The 21352-nt window shown below is 67.3% G+C and carries 17 protein-coding genes; 10 read left to right on the top strand and 7 right to left on the bottom strand.

From position 1 onward, the window contains the following. The first annotated feature begins 107 nt into the window (after nt 1-107). A complete protein-coding gene (locus ACZK5G_RS17900) occupies nt 108-1256 on the top strand; it encodes an ABC transporter substrate-binding protein (RefSeq protein WP_107432157.1) in 1149 nt (382 codons plus the stop codon). 91 nt (nt 1257-1347) lie between these two features. Here the strand turns inward: ACZK5G_RS17900 and ACZK5G_RS17895 are convergent, their stop codons facing one another. Together ACZK5G_RS17895 and cysK are read right to left on the bottom strand one after the other, a co-directional pair. After that, nucleotides 1348-1947 carry an O-acetyl-ADP-ribose deacetylase gene (locus tag ACZK5G_RS17895; RefSeq protein WP_032127873.1) on the bottom strand — a complete coding sequence of 200 codons (600 nt, stop codon included), beginning with the start codon at nt 1945-1947 and terminating at the stop codon, nt 1348-1350. Nucleotides 1948-2222: 275 nt separating this feature from the next. After that, a complete protein-coding gene (gene cysK / locus ACZK5G_RS17890; protein ID WP_032127874.1) occupies nt 2223-3182 on the bottom strand; it encodes a cysteine synthase A in 960 nt (319 codons plus the stop codon). Nucleotides 3183-3390: 208 nt separating this feature from the next. On the opposite strand from cysK, the gene ACZK5G_RS17885 reads away from it, so the two are divergent. From ACZK5G_RS17885 to ACZK5G_RS17850, 8 genes are all read left to right on the top strand, one after another. Then, entirely contained in the window at nt 3391-4374 is a 984-nt protein-coding gene (locus ACZK5G_RS17885) for a LysR family transcriptional regulator (RefSeq protein ID WP_043403003.1), read from the top strand. Nucleotides 4375-5010: 636 nt separating this feature from the next. Continuing rightward, complete coding sequence (locus ACZK5G_RS17880; RefSeq protein WP_478464276.1) at nt 5011-5442, top strand: DUF2946 domain-containing protein; 432 nt, start codon at nt 5011-5013, stop codon at nt 5440-5442. A 72-nt stretch (nt 5443-5514) separates the two neighbouring features. Then, nucleotides 5515-7578, top strand: a complete 2064-nt coding sequence (locus ACZK5G_RS17875; RefSeq protein ID WP_478464274.1) for a TonB-dependent copper receptor — start codon at nt 5515-5517, stop codon at nt 7576-7578. Nucleotides 7579-7853: 275 nt separating this feature from the next. Further along, complete coding sequence (locus tag ACZK5G_RS17870) at nt 7854-8960, top strand: efflux RND transporter periplasmic adaptor subunit (protein WP_049399966.1); 1107 nt, start codon at nt 7854-7856, stop codon at nt 8958-8960. Beyond that, a complete protein-coding gene (locus ACZK5G_RS17865) occupies nt 8957-12082 on the top strand; it encodes an efflux RND transporter permease subunit (protein ID WP_071228525.1) in 3126 nt (1041 codons plus the stop codon). Before ACZK5G_RS17870 ends, ACZK5G_RS17865 begins: the two co-directional genes overlap by 4 nt. After that, entirely contained in the window at nt 12075-12614 is a 540-nt protein-coding gene (locus tag ACZK5G_RS17860) for a GNAT family N-acetyltransferase (RefSeq protein WP_107432154.1), read from the top strand. Before ACZK5G_RS17865 ends, ACZK5G_RS17860 begins: the two co-directional genes overlap by 8 nt. A gap of 178 nt (nt 12615-12792) precedes the next feature. After that, on the top strand, nt 12793-14313 hold the full coding sequence (locus ACZK5G_RS17855; protein ID WP_478464272.1) for an alanine/glycine:cation symporter family protein: 1521 nt from the start codon (nt 12793-12795) through the stop codon (nt 14311-14313). Further along, entirely contained in the window at nt 14306-15139 is an 834-nt protein-coding gene (locus ACZK5G_RS17850) for a TrmH family RNA methyltransferase (protein ID WP_478464270.1), read from the top strand. Before ACZK5G_RS17855 ends, ACZK5G_RS17850 begins: the two co-directional genes overlap by 8 nt. 146 nt (nt 15140-15285) lie before the next feature. Here the strand turns inward: ACZK5G_RS17850 and ACZK5G_RS17845 are convergent, their stop codons facing one another. The 4 genes from ACZK5G_RS17845 to ACZK5G_RS17830 all read right to left on the bottom strand — a co-directional run bounded on the left by ACZK5G_RS17845 (nt 15286) and on the right by ACZK5G_RS17830 (nt 18465). Then, entirely contained in the window at nt 15286-16707 is a 1422-nt protein-coding gene (locus ACZK5G_RS17845; protein ID WP_478464269.1) for a M28 family peptidase, read from the bottom strand. A 224-nt stretch (nt 16708-16931) separates the two neighbouring features. Beyond that, nucleotides 16932-17336, bottom strand: a complete 405-nt coding sequence (mscL, locus tag ACZK5G_RS17840; RefSeq protein ID WP_032130206.1) for a large-conductance mechanosensitive channel protein MscL — start codon at nt 17334-17336, stop codon at nt 16932-16934. Between the two features lie 55 nt (nt 17337-17391). Beyond that, a complete protein-coding gene (locus tag ACZK5G_RS17835; RefSeq protein WP_032130205.1) occupies nt 17392-18108 on the bottom strand; it encodes a fumarylacetoacetate hydrolase family protein in 717 nt (238 codons plus the stop codon). A gap of 75 nt (nt 18109-18183) precedes the next feature. Further along, the gene (locus ACZK5G_RS17830; RefSeq protein WP_005410817.1) at nt 18184-18465 is read right to left on the bottom strand and encodes a hypothetical protein; all 282 of its coding nucleotides are present in this window, start codon (nt 18463-18465) and stop codon (nt 18184-18186) included. A 178-nt stretch (nt 18466-18643) separates the two neighbouring features. Here ACZK5G_RS17830 and ACZK5G_RS17825 point away from each other — a divergent pair, with 178 nt between their 5' ends. Further along, the gene (locus ACZK5G_RS17825) at nt 18644-18979 is read left to right on the top strand and encodes a Rieske (2Fe-2S) protein (protein ID WP_012511947.1); all 336 of its coding nucleotides are present in this window, start codon (nt 18644-18646) and stop codon (nt 18977-18979) included. Between the two features lie 500 nt (nt 18980-19479). Here the strand turns inward: ACZK5G_RS17825 and ACZK5G_RS17820 are convergent, their stop codons facing one another. Then, nucleotides 19480-21327, bottom strand: a complete 1848-nt coding sequence (locus tag ACZK5G_RS17820; RefSeq protein WP_010481466.1) for an SLC13 family permease — start codon at nt 21325-21327, stop codon at nt 19480-19482. Between the last annotated feature and the right edge of the window lie 25 nt (nt 21328-21352).

Genomic DNA, 21352 nt, shown 5'->3' with positions numbered 1-21352 from the left:
AGGGCAACGCCGGCATCACGCCGGCGTTTGCTTTTGCGGGTATCTTTTCCGCCCCCACGCACCGGGCCGGTGTGCGGGACATACATGGAAGGCCAAGGAGAAAAAACATGCGTTTGGCAGCAATCACACTGGCCGTCGCCACGGTCCTGATCGCCGGCGGTTGCAACCGCATCGGTGGCGGTGGTGACGCAGGCAAGGCCGCGTCGCTCGATTTCGACAAGCCGGTGTCCGGCGAGATCACCTCGCGCAGCGGCATCAACTTCAACGACGGCAGCCATCACCAGCTGTACCAGATCAAGCTGGAAGACAGGGAACTGGTCGGCCTGAAGCTCACCGGCGCACTGACCGGTTCGATCGCCGTGTTCAACAACGGCAGCCTGGTGTCCACCAGCAATACCGGTTACGAACGCGAAGGCGATGTCTCGCTGGCCTTCCGTGCCAACGGTGGCGGCACCTACCAGGTGGCGGTCAACGCCAACGGTCCGAGTGCCTTTGGTCCGTACCGCCTGCGCGCCGAGAAGCTGAAGCCGTACGACGGCAAGCCGCTGGTGGGCAGTGGTGAGATCGTCGACATGCTGGCCAGCAACTCGCAGGACTACACCCTGCAGGTGGAGAAGGCGGGCCTGTACGAGATCCGCCTGGTCTCGGATGTCTTCGATCCGGTGCTGAAGCTGTCCGGCCAGGGCGTGGATGCCGAGAACGATGATGGCGGCGACAGCACCAACTCGCGCCTGAACCTCTCGCTGAAGCCGGGCAAGTACACCCTGACTGCACGCGGCCTCGGCGACGGCGTCAATGGCATGTTCACCCTGTCGGCCACCCGCATTGAACTGCCAGGCAACCTGGTGGATCGCGATGGCACGGCACTGCCGAAGTCGGGCAGCGCGTACACCATGCTGGACAACGAAGGCCGCCGCCGCTTCCTGCTGACCCTGGATCGTCCGGCCGACGTGCGCCTGGATGCGATTTCCAGCCAGGTCGATACCGTGCTGCGCGTGGTCGGCGGCGCCGTCGAGCTGACCGACGACGACGGTGGCAATGGCACCAATGCACGCCTGGAAGAGACGCTGCCGGCCGGTCACTACACCGTCGACGTGTCCAGCCTGAACAACGGTGCGGGCCTGGTGGAAGTGCGCGTGCAGGTCGAAGGTGCCAGCGCCGACGGTGCTGCCGCCTCGGCCGCACGCGCCGCTGCGGATGCAGCTGCTGCCGTGGCCGATGACGCCGCTGCTGCGGTGGAAGCAGCCAGCCGTTGAGGTGATCCACACGTAGCGTGGATGACCTCAAGGCCGCAACGGGAAAGGCCGGGCAATGCCCGGCCTTTCCTTTTACCGGAAGCGCTGCGGTTCAGTGCGCAGCGGCGAAGCCCGCATCGCCCAGAGGCGGCAGCATCGACCCGCGCGGTTCGTTGTCCGTGCTTTGTCCCGCGGCGCTCAATGCCTGCTGGTAGGCCTTCGCCGTAGCAGTGTTGAACGCCACCAGCACGATGCGCATCGGCTGTGCATGGCTGCGCTGCCACGCCAGTGTTTCCGTCACTGCGATCTGCGCGGCCTGGTACAGCGGATAGCCATACACACCGCAGCTGATCGCCGGGAACGCGATCGACTTCACGCCCAGCGACTCGGCCAACTGCAGCGATTTCCAGTAGCAGTTGGCCAGCAATGCCGGTTCGTCGCGCTGGCCGTCGTGCCAGACCGGGCCCACCGTGTGCAGTACATGCCGCGCAGGCAATGCGTAAGCGTCGGTGGCGCGCACTTCGCCGGTTGGGCAACGCACGCCCGGACGCAGCTCCGGCAACTGCTCGCACTCGGCCAGCAATGCCGGCCCGGCAGCGCGATGGATCGCGCCGTCGACGCCGCCGCCGCCGAGCAGTGTTTCATTGGCCGCGTTGACGATCGCATCCACCGCCAGGGTCGTGATATCGCCCTGCCAAACTTCGATCTTCATGCGTCCGTCTCCTGCCTGTGAGGTGTTCCGCGCAGCATCTGCGCCGGCTGTTCCCACGGTAGGGGACAGGGCATCGATACTGCGTCATGACCGTCTCACGCGCTGCGATCCGACGGCCTTCACGCACGATGGCGGGCGACGCCTTCACGCAGGCTGAAGCAGAAAGGGCTCAGAGCTTTTTCCCGCACGGAAAAGGCTCTGACCCCTGCGATCCATGGTTCTGGCAAACCGGGTCAGAGCCCTTTCCCTGCAGGAAAGGGATCCGACCCGATGCATCACGGCAGGCCGGCCAGCCAGTCGTCGTCGGAACCCTCATTCACATCGGCGAACAGCGGTGTGGAGAAATAGCGCTCGCCGGTATCGGGCAGCATTGCCAGGATCACCGAGCCCGGTTCAGCGCGGGCGGCCACGTCCAGCGCGCTGGCCACGGTGGCGCCGGCGGAAATGCCGACGAAGATGCCTTCCTCCGCAGCCAGGCGACGCGCGGTGGCGATCGCGCGGTCATCTTCGACCGAGACCAGTTCGTCCACCACATCGCGGTTGAGCACGTCCGGCACGAAGTCCGGGGTCCAGCCCTGGATCTTGTGCGGCTTCCAGTCATCGCCCTTCAGCAGCGCGGCACCGGCCGGTTCGGTAGCGATGATACGGGTCTGCGGGCGCGCGACCTTCAGCACTTCGCCCACGCCGGTAAGCGTGCCGCCAGTGCCCCAGCCGCTGACGAAGTAGTCCAGCCGCTTGCCGGCGAAGTCGCGCAGGATCTCGGCGGCGGTGGTGTTGCGGTGATAGGCCGGGTTGGCCGGGTTGGCGAACTGGCTGGCCAGGAACCAGCCGTGCTGCTCGGCCAGTTCGGCCGCCTTGCGCACCATGCCGCTGCCGCGCTCGGCGGCCGGGGTCAGGATCACCTTGGCACCATAGGCGCGCATCAGCTTGCGGCGCTCCACCGAGAAGGTCTCGACCATGGTGGCCACGAACTTGTAGCCGCGCGCGGCGGCGACCATCGCCAGTGCCACGCCAGTGTTGCCTGAAGTGGCTTCGACAATGGTGTCGCCCGGCTTGAGCAGGCCGCGTGCCTCGGCGTCGAGGATGATCGCCAGCGCCAGACGGTCCTTCACCGAACCGCCCGGGTTGAACGACTCGACCTTGGCGTAGACGCTGACCTGCGCGGGCGCCAGGCGCTGCAGCCTGACGATGGGGGTGTTGCCGACGGTATCGAGGATGGAGTCGTACAGGGCCATGGAAGCGCTCCGGAAACGGGGCCGCGCCGGGCTTCGGCGGGCGAAGGGGGGAGGGCTGGCTGTTCAGGCCAGCGGCTGCCGGCTGACCGTAGCGCCGGCATATGACGCCCGGAAATGACCAGATACCTTTCTTAAACAACCTTTGGTTATAAGCTGGTGACGGCAATTGACCCTAGAGTGGACCTCCGCCCCACGCCGCCTGCCTCCCATGACGCTGACCCAGCTGCGCTACCTGGTTGCCATCGCCGACGCCGAGCTGAACATCACGCTGGCCGCCTCGCGCGTGCACGCCACCCAGCCCGGCCTGTCCAAGCAGCTCAAGCAGCTGGAGGACGAGCTGGGTTTCCTGTTGTTCGTGCGCAAGGGCCGCAGCCTGGAGTCGGTCACCCCGGCCGGCACCGAGGTCATCGCCCGCGCTCGTGCGGTGCTGGCCGAGGCCAACAACATCCGCACCTACGCGGCCAACCAGCGCCGCGAGAGCCAGGGCCAGCTGATCCTGACCACCACCCACACCCAGGCGCGCTTCGTGCTGCCGCCGGCGGTGGCAGCGATCAAGCAGGCCTATCCCCAGGTGAGCGTGCACCTGCAGCAGGCCGGCGAAGCCGACGCGCTTGACCGCTTGAACCAGGGTGATGCCGATATTGCGATCATCAGCACCGCTGGCGGTGAGCCCACCGATGGCATCGCGGTGCCGCTGTTCCGCTGGCGACGCCTGGTGGTGGTACCGAAGGGCCACCCGCTGGACCGCGCCGGCCGCGCCCCAGACCTGGCCGCGCTGGCCCGCCAGCCATTGATCAGCTACGAATCCTCGACCCGGCCGAATTCCTCGTTGCAGCGCGCCTTTGCTGCGAACGGCCTGGTGCCGGATCTGGCGCTGACCGCGCTCGATGCCGACCTGATCAAGACCTACGTGCGTACCGGTCTGGGCGTGGGCCTGCTGGCGGAGATGGCGGTCAGTTCCAACGACGAAGACCTGAGGTCGTGGCCGGCCCCGGAGCCGATCACTGAGTGCATTGCCTGGGCGGTGCTGCCTCGCGATCGCGTGCTGCGTGATTACGCGCTGGAGCTGGTGCACGTGCTGGCACCGCAGATCGATCCGCGTGATCTGCGCAGGGTGCTGGATGGCAACCAGGCGGCGGCGTGGCCGGTGCCACCGACGTGGGAGTCACTGACCCAGACCATCACGGTGTGAGGGGTTGGTCGAGCAGGGCTTGCAGCCCTGCACCTGCGGTAGTGCCGGCCGCTGGCCGGCAACCTCAGAAGCAACAGCAACAGCAACAGCAGAAGCAACAGCAGAAGCTGGCATTGCGTGGGGTGGGGGGCGGTGTCGGAGTGCGGGGACGCCGCAAGTACGTCCCTGTAGGCTTGGCAGCCGCATCCATGCGGCTGACACCCCGCACTCCGACACCGCCCCACCTCTGACAGATTCCGGCGGCTGTTGGTAGGTGTCGACCTTGGTCGACACGGTAGATCCACGCCATGCGTGGATGCTTTTCGATTCCAGTTCGAAATGTTCGATTCCGATGGAGATTCATCCACGCATGGCGTGGATCTACTGCAGATCGCAGAAATCTCTCGAAGGCGGGGTGGGTCCGGTTGCGGGGGCGTGAGCCGCATGGATGCGGCGACCGAGCTTACATGGACGTACTTGCAGCGGCCCCCGCAACCGGACCCACCCCGCCTACCCACAGGAAGCCAGCTTTTGATGTTGCTTCGGCTCTTGCCGTGGACGTGGCCTCTGCGGGTGCAGGGCGCAGCCCTGCCGAAAAACCCCTCCTGCGACGGTTCGTCGCACGGGCAACCCTGGACCCGGCTCTACACTAGCGGGGTGACCCGCCTGTCCCGCCCGCAGCGCCTCCTGCTCCAGCTCGCCGTCCTGGCGACGCTGCTGATGGTGCTTGCGCCGCTGGTCAGCCGCGCGCTGCAGGCGCAGCCGATGGAGCATGCCGCGATGGCAGGCATGGACCACGCCGCCATGGGCCATGACATGCACGACATGGCCATGGCCGGGCACGATCAGCACGGCGCCGCGCCGGCCGCGCCCAGCCGCCCGCCCGACCCCCACGCCATGCACGGCGAAGCCTGCGAATACTGCGTGCTGGCCATGCGCCTGCTGCCGTGGCTGGCGGTGCTGGTGCTGCTGTTGCCGCAGCTGTGGCGGCCGCGGCTGGTGTTCCCGTGGTCGCAGCAGGTGCTGCCGGCGCTGCGTTGGCCGGCGCATGCCGCGCGCGGGCCGCCGCGCCTCTCCTTCGTCCGCTGATATCCCTATCGAATCTGCCGCACGACGCCTGACCGGGCGCCGTGCGCGCGTGCGTACTTTGGAGCTGTTCCGATGAAAATGACTTCCCGCCCCGCGGGCGCCTGCGCGCGCCTGCCGGTTGCCCTTGGCCTGGCCGTGGCCGCGTCACTGGCCCACGCTGCGCCTGCCGAAGAGGCGCGTACCCTCGACACGATGGTGGTCACCGCCGCCGCACCGTCGTCCCCGCTGCACTGGGTGACCGATCCGCGCCTGCCGCGGCAGCCGGTGCCGGCCAGCGACGGTGCCGATTACCTGAAGACCGTTCCCGGTTTTTCCGCCATCCGCAACGGCGGCACCAACGGTGACCCGGTGCTGCGCGGCATGTTCGGTTCGCGCCTGAACATCCTCAGCAACGATGGCAACCTGATCGGTGCCTGCCCGTCGCGCATGGACAATCCGCTGTCCTACATCGCGCCGGAAAGCTTCGACCGGCTGACCATCATCAAGGGCCCGCAGAGCGTGCGCTGGGGGGCGGGCGCGTCGGCCGGCACCGTGCGTTTCGAGCGCGATACGCCGCGCTTCGAGGAGCCGGGCCTGCGTGCCGATGCCAGTGCGCTGGTCGGTTCGCGCAACCGCAACGACCAGGTGCTGGACCTGACCCTGGGCAACCCGACCGGCTACGTACGCGCCAGCGGCAACCGTTCCGAAGCCGATGACTACAAGGACGGCCACGGTGACGTGGTGCCGTCGAAGTGGCGCAAGTGGAACGGCGACGTGGCCATCGGCTGGACGCCGGATGCCGACACGCTGCTGGAAATTTCCGCCGGTGCCGGTGATGCGATCGCGCGTTACGCGGGCCGTGGCATGGACGGTGCCGCGTTCGAACGCACCAGCTACGCGGCGCGTTTCGAGAAGCGCAACCTGCCGGGGGCATGGGACACGTTGCAGGCCAACGTGTACTACAACAACGCCGACCATGTGATGGACAACTACACGCTGCGCACGCCGAACCCGAACAGCATGATGCCGATGCCGATGGCGTCGAACGTGGATCGCCGTACCCAGGGCGGCCGGGTCAGTTCCGAGTGGCGCTGGCAGGACGTGCAGCTGGTGGCGGGCGTGGATGGCGAAGACAGCCGCCATCGCGGGCGCATGGGCATGGGTCGCGGCACCTATCGCCAGGCGGCGTGGGAGACCGATGCCAACTTCCGTCGCTATGGCGTGTTCACCGAGTTGACCCTCGGTGCCGGCACCGACCAGCGCTGGATCAGCGGCCTGCGCATTGATCGCGCCAGCGTGCGCGACGAGCGGCAGTCGATCCGCGGAATGATGGGCAACATGCCCAATCCGACCGCGGGCCAGCGTCGCAAGGAATGGCTTGGCAGTGGTTTCCTGCGCTACGAGCAGGATCTGGCCGACGGCCTGACCTGGTATGCCGGCCTCGGCCACAGTGAACGCATGCCCGACTACTGGGAGCTGTTCTCGCCCAACCACGGCCCGGCCGGTGCAGTGAACGCGTTCACCGGCGTGCAGCCCGAGCGCACCACCCAGCTTGATGTGGGCATGCAATACAAGGGGCCGCGTGTGCAGGCGTGGGTGTCCGCGTACGCCGGGCAGATCCAGGACTACATCCTGTTCACCTACCACGGCAGCGGCATGATGGGCATGAGCCAGGCCCGCAACGTTGATGCACGTATCGCTGGTGCCGAGGCGGGCCTGGAAGTGAGCGTGGCCGAGCAGTGGAAGCTGGGCGGCACGCTGGCCTATGCCTGGGGCGAGAACCGCGACCAGCATCGCCCGTTGCCGCAGATGCCACCACTGGAAGCACGCCTGAGCGCGAACTGGGAAGGCCAGCGCTGGAGTGCCGGTGCGCTGCTGCGCGCGGTGACCCACCAGCATCGTGTCGCAAATGGCCAAGGCAATGTGGTCGCGCAGGACCTGGGGCCGAGTGCCGGCTTCGCCACCTTCGCGCTCAACGCTGCTTACCGCTTCAGTTCGCAGCTGCAGCTCAGCGCGGGCGTCGACAACCTGTTCGACCGTGCCTACAGCGAGCACCTGAATCTGGCCGGCAGCGCCGACTTCGGTTTTCCGGCTGACCCGGTGCGCATCAACGAGCCGGGCCGCAGCCTGTGGATGAAGGTGAACTACCGGTACTGATCCGCCGGGTGTAAAAAAAACCGGGGCCGGATCCCCGCCAGGATCCGCCCCCGCCCGACGCCCTCTGCCGGGCAGCTTCGACTCTACGATGGCAACGCCTGCGGTGCACGGCTGGATACACCTCGACACATGCCGACACCGCTGCGGTCAGCCTTGCACGGAACGGGTTCACGGCGCTATCGCGACGCCGGTTCCACGCCAGTAAACGCTTGGCACATATCGCTTCTGTGGGCGCTTGCCTACACTCGGCGGCCGTGGATCACTCAGGACCGTTCATGTTGGCTCGCATCGCTTCGACCCTGGCCCTTGGCCTCAGCCTGGCCGTGCTGGCCGGGTGCGCGGGCAAACAGGAGGCCGCCGCCCGTCGGCAGGGAGAAGCGGTGCCGGTCACCGCGCAGGTCGTGCAGTCCACGCAGTGGAATGACACGCTGCAGGCACTGGGTACGGCCAAGGCGCGCGAATCGATCAGCGTCACGGCCAAGGTCAGCGAGATCGTCGAGAAGGTGCACTTCGAAAGCGGCCAGCATGTTGCCGCCGGTGCGCCGATCGTGACCCTGCGCGGGCAGGCCCAGGAGGCCGCGCTGGTGCAGGCGCAGGCCACCTTCCACGAGGCCGACCAGCTGTACAGGCGCCAGCGCGAGCTGGCCACGCAGCGGCTGGTGTCCAGCGCCACGCTGGATACGCAGAAGTCGATCCGCGATGCCGCCGAGGCGCGTGTGGCGCAGATGCAGTCGGACATCGGTGACCGCCGCGTGCGTGCACCGTTCGCCGGTGTGCTCGGCATCCGCCAGGTCAGCCCGGGCACGTTGCTGACGCCGACCACGGTGATCGCCACGCTCGACGACATCGAACACATGCACATCGATTTCCAGGTGCCGGAAGTGGAACTGGCCGCGCTCGGCGTCGGTGACAAGGTCAGTGCCACCAGCGTGGCGTGGCCGGGCCGTACCTTCGAGGGCGTGGTCAGCACCATCGACGCACGCATCGATCCGGCCACCCGTGCGGTGACCGTACGTGCCGACTTCGCCAATGGTGACCATGCCCTGCGCCCGGGCATGCTGCTGGACGTGCGCCTGTTCCACCCCGAGCGCCCGGCGCTGGTGATTCCGGAAATCGCCGTGGTGCAGGTCGGTCGCGATACCTTCGTGTACCGCATCACCGCCGACGACAGCGTCGAGCGCGTGGATGTGGTCACCGGCGCGCGCCGTGCAGGCGTGGTCGAGATCAGGCAGGGCCTGGAAGCGGGCCAGCGCATCGTGGTCGATGGCACCGGCAAGCTGCGCCCGGGCCTGAAGGTCGCAGCCAAGGACGCGGCACCGGCCACGGGTGCCAAGCCGGCTGATGCACCGGCGCCGGTCGCGGCCGAGGGCCACGGCGGATGAAGCTGTCCGACATCTCCATCCAGCGGCCGGTGTTCGCCGTGGTGATGAGCCTGTTGCTGCTGGTGCTGGGCGTGATGTCCTTCACCCGCCTGACCCTGCGCGAACTGCCCGCCATCGATCCGCCGATCGTTTCGGTATCGGTGGATTACACCGGCGCTTCGGCCGCGGTCATCGAAAGCCGCATTACCCAGGTGCTGGAAGATGCGCTGGCCGGCATCGAAGGCATCGATACGATCAACGCGCGCAGCACCAACGGCCGCTCGCAGGTCAGCATCGAGTTCACCTCCAACCGCGATATCGAAGCGGCGGCCAACGATGTGCGCGATGCGGTCAGCCGCGTCGCCGACCGCATGCCGGAGGAAGCGCGTCCGCCGGAGATCGCCAAGGTCGAGAGCGATGCCGACCCGATCATCTGGTTCAACATGGTCTCCTCGACCATGGACACGCTGGAGCTGAGCGACTACGCCGACCGCTACGTGGTCGATCGTTTCTCCAGTCTCGATGGCGTGGCCCAGGTCCGCATCGGCGGTCGCCAGCGCTATGCGATGCGGATCTGGCTGGACCGTGACCAGCTGGCGGCGCGCGGACTGACCACCGGCGACGTGGAAACCGCGCTGCGCAACGAGAACGTGGAACTGCCGGCCGGCCGCATCGAGTCGACCGACCGCGATTTCACCCTGCGCGTGGAGCGCAACTACATCAAGCCCGAAGACTTCGCGACCATCCCGCTGGGCAAGGGTCGTGACGGTTACGTGGTGCGCATGGGCGATGTGGCGAAGATCGAGCTGGCCTCGGCCGAGCGCCGCGCGTACTACCGCAGCAACGGCGAGCCGGGCATCGGCCTGGGCATCGTCAAGACCTCCACCGCCAACTCGCTGGACGTGGCGCGTACTGCGCGCGCTGAAGCCGAACGGGTCGCGCTGACCCTGCCCAAGGGCACGCAGATCTTCGTTGCCTTCGACAACACCACCTTCATCGAAGCCGCGGTGGACCGCGTCTACGCCACGCTGGTGGAGGCGATGATCCTGGTGCTGGCAGTGATCTGGCTGTTCCTCGGCAGCTTCCGCGCTGCGCTGATTCCGGCGGTGACGGTGCCGGTCTGCCTGGTCGCGGCATTCATCGCGCTGTATGCGTTCGACTTCTCGATCAACCTGCTGACCCTGCTTGCCCTGGTGCTGTGCATCGGCCTGGTGGTGGACGATGCGATCGTGGTGGTGGAGAACGTGCAGCGCCGCATCGACCTGGGCGAACCCCCGCTGGTCGCCTCCAAACGCGGTACCACGCAGGTCGCCTTTGCGGTGATCGCCACCACCGCGGTGCTGGTGGCGGTGTTCCTGCCGGTCGGGTTCCTGGAAGGCAATACCGGGCGCCTGTTCCGCGAACTGGCGGTGGCGCTGGCGGCGGCGGTGGCGTTGTCCGCCTTTGTGGCGCTGACGCTGACGCCAATGATGGCCTCCAAATTGCTCAAGCCGCATACCGGGCAGGCACCGCGTGGCCTGCATGGCTTCATCAACCGCAACCTGGAACGCCTGGCCGGGGCCTATGGGCGGGTGCTCGACCACCACGTGGACCGCACCTGGATCTACCTGCTGGTGATGGTGGCCGCACTGGCCGCCAGCTGGGGCCTGCTCAAGCTGCTGCCGTCGGAACTGGCGCCGGCCGAAGACCGCGGTTCGTTCCAGATCATGATCGATGGCCCGGAAGGCGCCGGCTACGACTACACCGTGCAGCAGGTGCAGCAGGTGGAATCGATGCTGGCACCGCATGTTGGCCCGGACAAACCGATCGTGCGCGCCAATCCACGCGTGCCCGGTGGTTGGGGTGCCAGCGAGGAAATGCACACCGGCCGCGTCAGCATCTTCCTGCAGCCGTGGCGCCAGCGCAGCGAAGGCACGCCGGAAGTGGCCAACGAACTGCAGAAGGAACTGGACACCATCCGCGGCGTGCGCGTGCGTACGCAGGTGGGCGGTGGCCTGGTGCGCAGCGGCGGGCAGCCGTTCCAGATCGTGCTGGGCGGCCCGGAATATGCCGAGATCGCGCAGTGGCGCGACCGTATCCTGCTGCGCATGGCCGACAACCCCGGCCTGGTCGGCCCGGACTCGGATTACAAGGAAACGCGGCCGCAGATGCGGGTCAACATCGACCGCCAGCGTGCGGCCGACCTCGGCGTGCCGGTCACCGCGATCGGTTCGGCACTGGAAACCATGATGGGCTCGCGCCGCGTCACCACCTTCGTCGACAACGGCGAAGAGTACGACGTGCTGGTGCAGGCCGGTCGCGATGGCCGTGCCAGCCCGGCCGACCTGGCCGCCATCCGCGTGCGCGCGACGTCCGGCGAACTGGTGCCGCTGTCCAACCTGGTCACGCTGAGTGAGGTGGCCGAGGCCGGCACCCTGAACCGCTTCAACCGCCTGCGCTCGATCACCATCAACGCGGGCCTGGCGCCGGGCTATCCGCTGGGTGAAGCCATTGCCTGGGCGCAGCAGGTCACGCGCGAGGAGCTGCCGCAGTACGCACAGGTGAACTGGAAGGGCGAATCGCGCGAATACCAGAGTGCCGGTGGCGCGGTGCTGCTGACCTTCGCCATGGCGCTGCTGGTGGTCTACCTGGTGCTGGCCGCGCAGTTCGAGAGCTTCATCCACCCGCTCACCATCATGCTGACCGTGCCGCTGGGCGTGCTCGGCGCGCTGGTCGGGTTGTGGGTGAGTGGCGGTACCGTGAACCTGTTCAGCCAGATCGGCATCGTCATGCTGGTCGGCCTGGCCGCGAAGAACGGCATCCTCATTGTTGAATTCGCCAACCAGCTGCGTGACGACGGAAGAACCGTGCGCGAGGCGATCATCGAATCGGCGATGGTGCGCCTGCGCCCGATCCTGATGACCTCGATCGCCACCGTGGTCGGCGCGATTCCGCTGGTGGTGGCCGGTGGCCCCGGTTCGGCCAGCCGTGGCACCATCGGCATCGTGATCATCTTCGGTGTGACCCTCTCGACGTTCCTGTCGCTGTTCGTGGTGCCGGCGTTCTACGCGCGGCTGGCGCCGTACACGCGCTCGCCGGAAGCGGTGAAGCGCGAGCTGGAGAAGCAGGAGGCGGAGTCGCCGTCGGTGGGTGGGCATGCCTGATCCGACCACCGTGCTGCGAGGCGACGGCTTCCAACTGCGCCCCTGGCGCCCGGATGATCTGGAATCGCTGCTGCGCCATGCCAACGACGCCGAGGTATCGCGGGGCCTGCGTGATCGTTTCCCTTACCCGTACACGCGCGAGGATGGCGAGGCCTTCCTCGCCGGTCGCGTGCTGGCCCCTGGCACCCTGAACCTGGCCATCGAGATCGACGGCCAGGCCTGCGGCAGCGTCGGGGCCCAGCAGGGTAGTGCCGAGCGCGGGCACATGGCGGAACTGGGCTACTGGCTGGGCCAGGCCTACTGGGGCCAGGGGCTGATGACCCGGGTGGTCGGCCTGTTCGCACCCTGGGTGATGGACGAGCTGCGCCTGTTCAGGCTGCAGGCCGGGGTGGTCGACTTCAACCTCGGCTCGGCCCGGGTGCTGGAAAAGAACGGCTTCCAGGAAGAAGGCGTGGACCGCTGCGCGGTCTACAAGCGCGGGGTGCTGCACGACCTGCGCCGCTTCGCCCGGGTGCGCACGCAGCTGCCCTGAACACGCGGGCCGGCCGCGGTAGAGCCGAGGCCGTGCTCAGCCGCCGTCATCACCACGCCGAGCATGGGCTCGGCTCTACAACACAGCGCTACCGCAGCGGCCTTCGATCAGGGAGAATCGACCGGTCCCCTCCAGCCGACGGGACGTCCTCACAACCCGCCGACTGGAGAGAGCGCGCGTGGAAGCTACCGTACATTTCATCAACAGCATCATCTGGAGCAAGGCACTGATCTTCGTGTGCCTGGGCGCCGGCCTGTTCTTCAGCCTGCGCACGCGCTTCATGCAGGTCCGCGGCTTCCTCGAGATGTGCCGCCTCACCGTCAAGGGTGAGAAATCCGACGCCGGTGTGTCGTCCTTCCAGGCCCTGGCCATGTCGATGGCCGGGCGCATGGGTATCGGCAACATCGCCGGCGTGGCCACCGCCATCGCCTTCGGCGGCCCCGGTGCGATCTTCTGGATGTGGGTGATGGGCTTCCTCGGCGCCTCCACCTCGTACGTGGAATGTACGCTGGCACAGATCTACAAGACCAAGGACGCCGAAGGCCGCTACCGTGGTGGCCCGGCGTACTACATCGAAAAGGCCATGGGCCTGAAGTGGTACGCGCTGGTCTTCGCTATTGCCACGATCATTGCCGCCGGTTTCCTGATGCCGGGCGTGCAGGCCAACGCCATCGCCGACAGCATCATCAACGCCTGCCGTGGCACCGCGCTGTGTGGTCCGCTGGATGGCCAGACGATGGGCATGGAGTCGGTGCAGGCGCTGAAGCTGGGCATCGGCATCGTGGTGGCGCTGCTGCTGGGCGTGGTGATCTTCGGCGGCGTCAAGCGCATCGCCAACTTCGCCGAAGTGGTGGTGCCGTTCATGGCGGCAGCCTTCATCCTGACCGCCATCGTCATCATGATCATCAACTACGATCGCGTGCCGGAGATGTTCGGCATCATCTTCAGCAGCGCCTTCGGCACCCACGCCGCGTTCGGCGCGATGATGGGCCTGGCGGTGGAGTGGGGCATCAAGCGCGGCATCTACGCAAACGAAGCCGGCCAGGGCTCGGGCCCGCACGCGGCAGCCGCCTCGGAAGTCTCGCACCCGGCCAAGCAGGGCTACGTGCAGGCCTTCGCCATCTACTTCGACACCATGATGGTGTGCACCGCCACCGCGTTCCTGATCCTGGCCAGCGGCACCTACAACGTGTACTCGCCGGCAGGTGCCGGCGCCCCGCCGATCTTCCAGGGCCTGGCCGGCATTCCGGAAGGCGCGGGCTACGCCCAGGCGGGTGTGGAAGCCGTGCTGCCGGGCTGGGGCTCGGCGTTCGTGTCGATCGCGATCTTCTTCTTCGCCTTCACCACGATCATGGCCTATTACTACATGGCCGAAACCAACCTGACCTACGTCAACCACAACAAGAAGCGCCCGCTGACCGTGCTGGTGCTGCGCCTGGGCATCATCGGCATGGTCGTGTTCGGCGCGTTCCATAATGCAACCCTGGCCTGGGCGCTGGGTGACATCGGCGTGGGCCTGATGGCCTGGCTGAACATCATTGCCATCCTCATCATCCAGAAGCCGGCCATGCTGGCCCTGCGCGATTACGAGCGGCAGAAGAAGCTGGGCCTGGATCCGATTTTCGACCCCGATGCCCTGGGCATCAAGAACGCCGATTTCTGGCGTCAACGCAAGCTGGAGTTGTCCCGTAGTGAATGATCCCTGGAAGAACGCCCGCCGCCCGTCGTCGCGACCGCCGCGGGCCACCCCGCTGCCACCGCGTGAGGGCGGCACCCCGCCACCGCCGGGGCGTGGCAATGACGAACTGCGCCTGTATGGCTGGAACGCCGTGCAGGCCCTGTTCGCCAAGCGCCCGCAGGCGCTGCGCAAGCTGTACCTGGTGGACGCGCTGATTCCGCGCATGCAGCCTGTGTTGAAGTGGTGCGTGGCCAACCGTGTGGGCTACCGCGTGGTGGAGGAGGGCGACCTCAACAAACTGGCCGCTACCACGCACCACGAAGGCCTGGTGGCCGACGTGCTGCGCGCGCCTGTCGTACCGCTGGCGCAGTGGCTGGAGGATCTGGGCGAAGGCCCGGCGTTGGCGCTGTGGCTGGACGGTGTCGGCAATCCGCACAACTTCGGTGCGATCCTGCGCTCGGCCGCGCACTTCGGCGTCAAGGCGCTGCTGCTGCCGTCCGGCAGCACGCTGGCGCTGTCCGGTGCCGCCGCACGCGTGGCCGAAGGTGGCGCCGAATCGGTGCCGCTGGTGCAGTTGCCGGAGACCGCCCAGGCGATGGCGCAGCTGCGTGCAGCCGGCTTCGGGCTGGCGGCGACCCTCGTTGAGGGTGGCGACGACGTGTTCCGCGCATCGCTGCCGTCGCGTCTTGTGTACGTGATGGGCGCTGAAGGCGAGGGCATGGACCGCAGCCTTGCCAGCGAATGCGACCTGCAGGTCTCGATTCCCGGCAGCGGCGCGGTGGAGAGCCTGAACGTGGCCTCGGCCACGGCCGTGCTGCTGGCACAGTGGGCGAGCAGCCGCGATTGAACCTCTGCGCGCGGTCAGATCCCTTGCCAAGGCGAGGGATCTGACCCCGTCCGGTTCCCGGTGCAGGATCTGCAGTGGTGGGTGCGAACCTTGGTTCGCACCGCCCTTCCCGCTGCGTTCGCCGGGCATGGCCCGGCGCTACCGCATCACTCGTTCGGCGGCGTGGTCGCCTTGGCTTCGCTGCCGAAGTTGCCATCGGCCTCTGCCGCCAGGTACGCGAACACGGTGTACGCGGCCACGTTCTGCGCCAGCGCCTTCGGGTCGATCTTGTCCAGCGTGTCGTCGGCGGTGTGGTGCAGGTGGAAGTAATCCGAGCCGTCCTGCGCCAGCCATGCCCACGCGCCACCCTTGGCGGCCAACGGGCCGACGTCCGGGCCCGGGCCACCCTTGTCGGCCTGGTACTCGATGCCCAGCGGCTTCATCACTTCGGCAATCTGCTTCGTCGCTTCGCGCGAGCCTTCCGGGTTTGGCGAACCGGTATTGAAGGCATAGATGCGGCCGGCGCCGAAGTCACTCTCGGCCGCCAGCTGGTGCAGGGCCACGTCCTTGGCATGCGCCTCGGCGTAGGCCTTGCCGCCATACAGGCCCTGTTCTTCGTTGGCGAAGGCGATCACGCGGATGGTGCGCTTCGGCGCCTGCTTGAGCTGGCCGATCAGATGGCCCGCAGCCATGGTGATGCCCACGCCTGCGCCGTCATCCACCGCGCCGGTGCCCAGATCCCAGGAATCCAGGTGGCCGCCGATCACCACCACTTCCTTCGGCAGGCTGCGGCCGGTGATCTCACCGATCACGTTGTACGAGGTGGCGGTGCCATCCCAACCGCAGTCCAGCGCCACCTTCACCGTGGTGCTGCCACGTGCCAGCAGGCGGGCCAGCTGGTCGGCGTCGGGCACCGACAGTGCTGCAGACGGCACCGGGGTCAGGCCGTCGTCGAAGCGGGTGATGCCGGTGTGCGGCACGCGATGCGAGTCGGTACCGGCCGAGCGCATCAGGAAACCGACCGCGCCCTTGCGAATTGCTTCGGACGGGCCCTTGCTGCGGATCGCGCCACCACGGCCATAGTCGCGGCCATCGCGGAACGGCAGCATCTGGTAATCGACGAACGCGATCTTGCCCTTCAGCGAACCGACCGGTGCGGCCTGCAGTGCGGCCAGGTCGGCGAAGCGGACCACTTCGGCTTCAACGGTGCCGCCCGGGCTGCCACCCAGCGCCGTGATCTGCAGCGGCTGCGGGTTCCTGCCGGTCACCGCGGCGTGTTCACTGCGGCGCTCCCACTTCGGGAACGTCACTGGTTCCTTCCACACCTTGTCGAAGCCGAGGGCCTTGAACTTGGCTTCGGCCCAGGCCACGGCGCGGGCGTCGGCCTCGCTGCCGGCGATGCGCGGGCCGATTTCGGTGGTGAGCGATTCAACCACCTTCCAGCCGGTGTCATCGGCCAGCGCCTGGTCGCGCAGCTGCGCAGCGGTGGACAGCGACGCCGGGGGCAGGGTGGTGGTGTGCGGCGCCGCGAAGGCCGGGGCGGCCAGCAGGGCGAGGGAGGATGCGATGGCAAGGACGCGGCGACGCATGGACAGCTCCGGGAAGGGACCAAGCCTTGGAGCTTAACAGTCGTTCAGCCCGGCGCATGGGCGGGAGGTCATGGCTGCTGCGAACGCTGTTTTCCGCCATGTCCGGCAAAGCGAAAGCCCCGCCGGGGCGGGGCCTTCGTGCAGTCGCGGTAGTGCCGGCCGCTGGCCGGCACCCGCATGTTCCGATGTTGCCGGCCAGCGGCCGGCACTACCGTTCTGCGACCTTACTTCTTCAGGCTGTCGCGGATCTCGCGCAGCAGCACCACTTCCTCGGCCGGTGCGGCCGGGGCGGCTTCCTGCTTGCGCGACAGGCGGTTGATCGTCTTGACCACCAGGAAGATGGCGAAGGCCACGATCACGAACTGGATCAGCGTATTGATGAAGTCGCCATAGCCGATCACCACGGCCGGGATTTCCTTGCCGTCGGCACCGATGCTGGCCGGTGACAACGTCCAGGCCAGCTGCGAGAAATCCACCTTGCCGATCAGCATGCCCAGCGGCGGCATGATGATCTTCTCGACCAGTGCGGTCACGATCTTGCCGAAGGCCGCGCCGATCACCACGCCGACGGCGAGGTCGATGACGTTGCCGCGCATCGCGAATTCCTTGAACTCGGTGAGCATTCCCATTGTTGTTTTTCTCCGGTGGGGGAAGTGGACAGCGCGCAGGGTAGCGCAGGTGATGTCAGCCGGCGATCACGCCGTGGCGCTCGGCCACGTTTTCCAGGCGGGCACTGAAGCGGTCGCCGGGCTTCAGCGCGGCCACTCCGGACGGGGTACCCATGAACACCAGGTCGCCGGCACGCAGCTGCCACAGCTTGGACAGCTCGTGCAGGATCTCCGGCACGTTCCAGATCATCTGGTCCAGCAGCGCCTGCTGGCGCACTTCGCCGTTGACCTCCAGCGACAGGTTCAGCGCGGCCAGGTCGCCGACTTCCTCGGCGTGGACGATTTCACTGATCGGCGCGGAAGCATCGAAGCCCTTGGCCGCATCCCACGGGTGGCCCTTGTCCTTGGCGGCGGCCTGCAGGTCGCGGCGGGTCAGGTCCAGTCCCACGGCATAGCCGTAGACCAGTGCCTCGGCGTCGGCCATGGCCAGCTCGCCCACGGGCGCGTCACGGCCAATCGCCACCACCAGCTCCACTTCGTGGTGCAGGTTGGCGGTTGCCGGGGGATAGGGAATGGCATCGTCGTGGCCGACCACGATCGCATCGGCCGGCTTGCTGAAGAACATCGGACGGCCGCGATCGTCGGCCGCCGGCACTGCTGCGCCCATTTCGCGGGCATGGTCGGCGAAGTTGCGGCCGACGCAGTAGATACGGTGCACGGGGAAGCTGCCGCCACCGGCTACCGGCACACGCGGCAGGGCTACGGCAGGGATCACATCGGAGACATCGGACATGCGGGCATCCAGGAAGGGCGTGCCCGCAGTCTAGAACGCATGGCGCCCGCCGTCAGCGGGCGCGGAGGCCGTGGATCAACGCGAGGCCGGCAGCACCGGCTTGCGCACCACGCGGTACTCGCCTTCGACCACGGTCGGATCGACCGGACGGGCAACGCCCGGCTTGCGCGAGGCCAGCAGCTTCCACGCCAGGCCGACCAGGATCATCGCCGCACCGACGAACACGCCGATGAACACCATCGCGGCCAGGATCGCCAGGCCGAGCAGGCCCACGGCAACACGCACCAGCGGGTGACGCGGCTTGCGCGGCGCGAACAGGGTGCGGAACTGGTTGAAGGCGGATGCGCGATTGAACATGGCGGCTCGATAGGCTGGGATCAGCGAAACCAGAGTATCGGGAGGTGCCACTGTCATTGAGTGAAAAACTCGTTAAATATAGCCTATGCTTATTACGAATCAATGACTTGTGTTCATGTTGCAGCCAGTCACCTGAGCGGGCGTGCGACAATGCGCGTTTACTGTCCGAGCCTTCGCCATGACTGCCGCCGCTGCCCTGATCGCCCTTGATGCCATTGCCGATGGCGCGTTTGCCGAGGTCGAGGCGGTGGTTGATGGCGATGCCGAATCGCTGGTGCTGTACCGCGACGGCGCGCAGGTGCGCGCGTTCCTGAACATCTGCCCGCACGCCGGCCGTCGCCTGGACTGGGCGCCGGGCCAGTTCCTGAAGAGCCGCGAGGGCCACCTGGTGTGCGCCGCCCACGGCGCCTCGTTCGCGCTGGACAGCGGCGACTGCATCGCCGGCCCCTGCAAGGGCGACCGCCTGCGCGCCGTGCCGGTGGACGTGCGCGACGGGCAGGTCTATCTGGCCTGAGGCCGGAAGCAGTCGAGCATGGCTCGACTCTACAAAGGCATCCACGAGCATCCACGCATGGCGTGGATCTACTGTGTCGACCAAGGTCGACACCTACCAAAGCGGTGCACGACGCCAGCGGTGCACGACGCCGTTCCGACAGATCGCAGAAATCTGTCGAAGGCGGGGTGGGTCCGGTTGCGGGGGCGTGAGCCGCATGGGCCCGAGGCATGCCTCGGGCGGGTTGGGCAGGACGCCCAACCCCGGTCTTGCCGTGTGCGCAGGAACGCGCACACGAGCAAGCGGCGACCGAGCTTACATGGGTGAGGGCGCTTTGCTTGCGAAGCACTGCTTCGCAAGCGCCCGAACGCACAGCCGCCAGCGGCTGGGCCGGGCCCCGGAGGGGGACTTGCAGCGTCCCCCGCAACCGGACCCACCCCGCCATCCCCCAGGAAACCAGCTTTTGACGTTGACGTTGCTTCTGCAGGTGCAGGGCGCAGCCCTGCCAACAAACCTCAACCTCAGAACATCAGGTTGATCATCAGCACCACTACGCAGGTGTAGATCAGTGACAACGGTCCGCCGACCCGCCACATCTCGCGCGGGGTGTAGTTGGCCGGGCCGGTGATCATCGAAATCACCGGGTTGGAGGCCGTCATCAGATTGTTGGACGCCGACAGCGCCACGATCAGCGCGAACGCCGTCGGGTTGCCGCCCGCCGCCAGCGCAAGGTTCACCGCAATGGGCACCATCACGATGGTGGCGCCCACATGGCTGATCACCAGCGAGAACGCCGTGGTCAGCAGCGCCAGCGCCACCTCCAGCACCCACACCGGGATGCCGGTGGGCAGCTTGTCGATGGTATGGCCGGCCACCCATGCCGCCGCGCCACTGGAATCCATCGCCCAGCCGAGCGGGATCAGCCCGGCCATCATGAACACCGTCTTCCAGTTGATCGAGGCGTAGGCCTCGTCCATGCGCAGCACGCCGGTCAGCAGCATGCCGGCCACGCCGGTCATCAGCGTCAGCGCCACCGGCAGCTTGCTGGTCAGCGCGATCAGGATGGTCAAGGCGAAGATCGCCATCGCGATCTTGAACTTGTGCGGGCGCTGCTCGCCGGTCGGGTAGTCGGTCACCACCACGAAGTCACGGCTGCGGGCGGCCTGCGCCAGGTCGGTCCAGATGCTGTGGAAGACCAGCATGTCGCCGGCGCGCAGCTGCACGTCGCGCACGTCCTCGCGGATCACCTGCTTGTCGCGGTTGATCGCCAGCAGGCTGATGCCGCGCTCCTTGCGCAGGCGCAGGTCGGCCGCGCTTTTGCCGATCACGTTCGAGGTCGGCGGCACCACGGCCTCGGAAATGCCGGCGCGGCTGGGGTTGAACAGGTCGCCCAGATGCTTCAGCCGCGAAGACATGCGCAGGAACTGGTTCTGCGCGAAATCGTTGATCTGCTCGCGCGGGCCCATCGCGCCGAGCACGCTGCCGACCCAGATGCGCATCTCCGCCGGTGGCGCCAGGCGGGTGTCATTGCCGGTTTTCAGGGCCAGCAGCAGCGGGGCATCGTGCAGGTTCTCGGCCTCGCCCAGGGTCATGCCCACCAGCGGGCTTTCGGCACTGACCACCAGCTCGAACACATCGCCTTCGATGCCATAGGTCTTGGCGAAGTAGCTCTCGGTGCGTGCGGGCGTGACCCCGTCGTTGACCAGGTTCTCTTCTTCGATCAGCTTGCGGTCGCCGTAGTAGCGGAAATACAGCAGCGAAGCGATCAGCAGCGCCACGCCGATCGGCAGCGGTGCGAACATGCGCAGCGGCTCGATGGTGGCCAGGCCGGAAGGCAGGTTGTTGTTGGCCGAGGCCAGCAGATCGTTCAGCAGGATCAGCGGTGAATTGCCGACCATGGTCAGCGCACCACCCATCACGATTGCCGCCGAAATGGGCAGCAGCAGGCGCTGCAGGGTCAACCCGGTGCGCGCGGCCAGTCGCGAGGCAACGGGCAGGTACAGCGCCATCACCGACGGGTTCTGCATGAAAGAGGAATTCAGGCCGGCAATTGCCGTGGTCATCATCAGCAGCCGCTGCTCGACGCCATGGCCGCGCCGCAGCAGCCACGCGGCCAGCCGGTTCAGCGCCCCGGTGCGGTCCAGGCCCGCACCGAGGATGGTGGTGGCGATGATGCTCATCACCGCGTTACCGGAGAAGCCGCCGAAGATTTCCTCCGGCGCGATCAGCCCGGTGACACCGAGCACCACCAGGACCACCAGCGCGACCACGTCGGCGCGGATGCGCTCGAACAGGAACATCGCCATCGTGAAGCCGACCAGCCCGAGCACGAGCTTCATGTCGTTGGTCAGCGTCAGCGCGGTATCCATGTGGGGCGCGGTGTCCTCAGGCGAT

The organism is Stenotrophomonas sp. 62841_Sma, assembly GCF_056482945.1.
Note: the sequence above shows the minus strand (reverse complement) of the source record. Positions and strands in the feature narration are given on the sequence as shown.

Excerpts from the sequence above, each read along its gene's own strand:
- ACZK5G_RS17895 (WP_032127873.1), bottom strand. The coding sequence starts at position 1,947 with ATGAAGATCGAAGTTTGGCAGGGCGATATCACGACCCTGGCGGTGGAT.
- ACZK5G_RS17885 (WP_043403003.1), top strand. The coding sequence starts at position 3,391 with ATGACGCTGACCCAGCTGCGCTACCTGGTTGCCATCGCCGACGCCGAG.
- ACZK5G_RS17860 (WP_107432154.1), top strand. The coding sequence starts at position 12,075 with ATGCCTGATCCGACCACCGTGCTGCGAGGCGACGGCTTCCAACTGCGC.
- ACZK5G_RS17865 (WP_071228525.1), top strand. The coding sequence starts at position 8,957 with ATGAAGCTGTCCGACATCTCCATCCAGCGGCCGGTGTTCGCCGTGGTG.
- ACZK5G_RS17830 (WP_005410817.1), bottom strand. The coding sequence starts at position 18,465 with ATGTTCAATCGCGCATCCGCCTTCAACCAGTTCCGCACCCTGTTCGCG.
- mscL (WP_032130206.1), bottom strand. The coding sequence starts at position 17,336 with ATGGGAATGCTCACCGAGTTCAAGGAATTCGCGATGCGCGGCAACGTC.
- ACZK5G_RS17870 (WP_049399966.1), top strand. The coding sequence starts at position 7,854 with ATGTTGGCTCGCATCGCTTCGACCCTGGCCCTTGGCCTCAGCCTGGCC.
- ACZK5G_RS17875 (WP_478464274.1), top strand. The coding sequence starts at position 5,515 with ATGAAAATGACTTCCCGCCCCGCGGGCGCCTGCGCGCGCCTGCCGGTT.
- ACZK5G_RS17825 (WP_012511947.1), top strand. The coding sequence starts at position 18,644 with ATGACTGCCGCCGCTGCCCTGATCGCCCTTGATGCCATTGCCGATGGC.
- ACZK5G_RS17820 (WP_010481466.1), bottom strand. The coding sequence starts at position 21,327 with ATGGATACCGCGCTGACGCTGACCAACGACATGAAGCTCGTGCTCGGG.
- cysK (WP_032127874.1), bottom strand. The coding sequence starts at position 3,182 with ATGGCCCTGTACGACTCCATCCTCGATACCGTCGGCAACACCCCCATC.
- ACZK5G_RS17845 (WP_478464269.1), bottom strand. The coding sequence starts at position 16,707 with ATGCGTCGCCGCGTCCTTGCCATCGCATCCTCCCTCGCCCTGCTGGCC.
- ACZK5G_RS17835 (WP_032130205.1), bottom strand. The coding sequence starts at position 18,108 with ATGTCCGATGTCTCCGATGTGATCCCTGCCGTAGCCCTGCCGCGTGTG.
- ACZK5G_RS17900 (WP_107432157.1), top strand. The coding sequence starts at position 108 with ATGCGTTTGGCAGCAATCACACTGGCCGTCGCCACGGTCCTGATCGCC.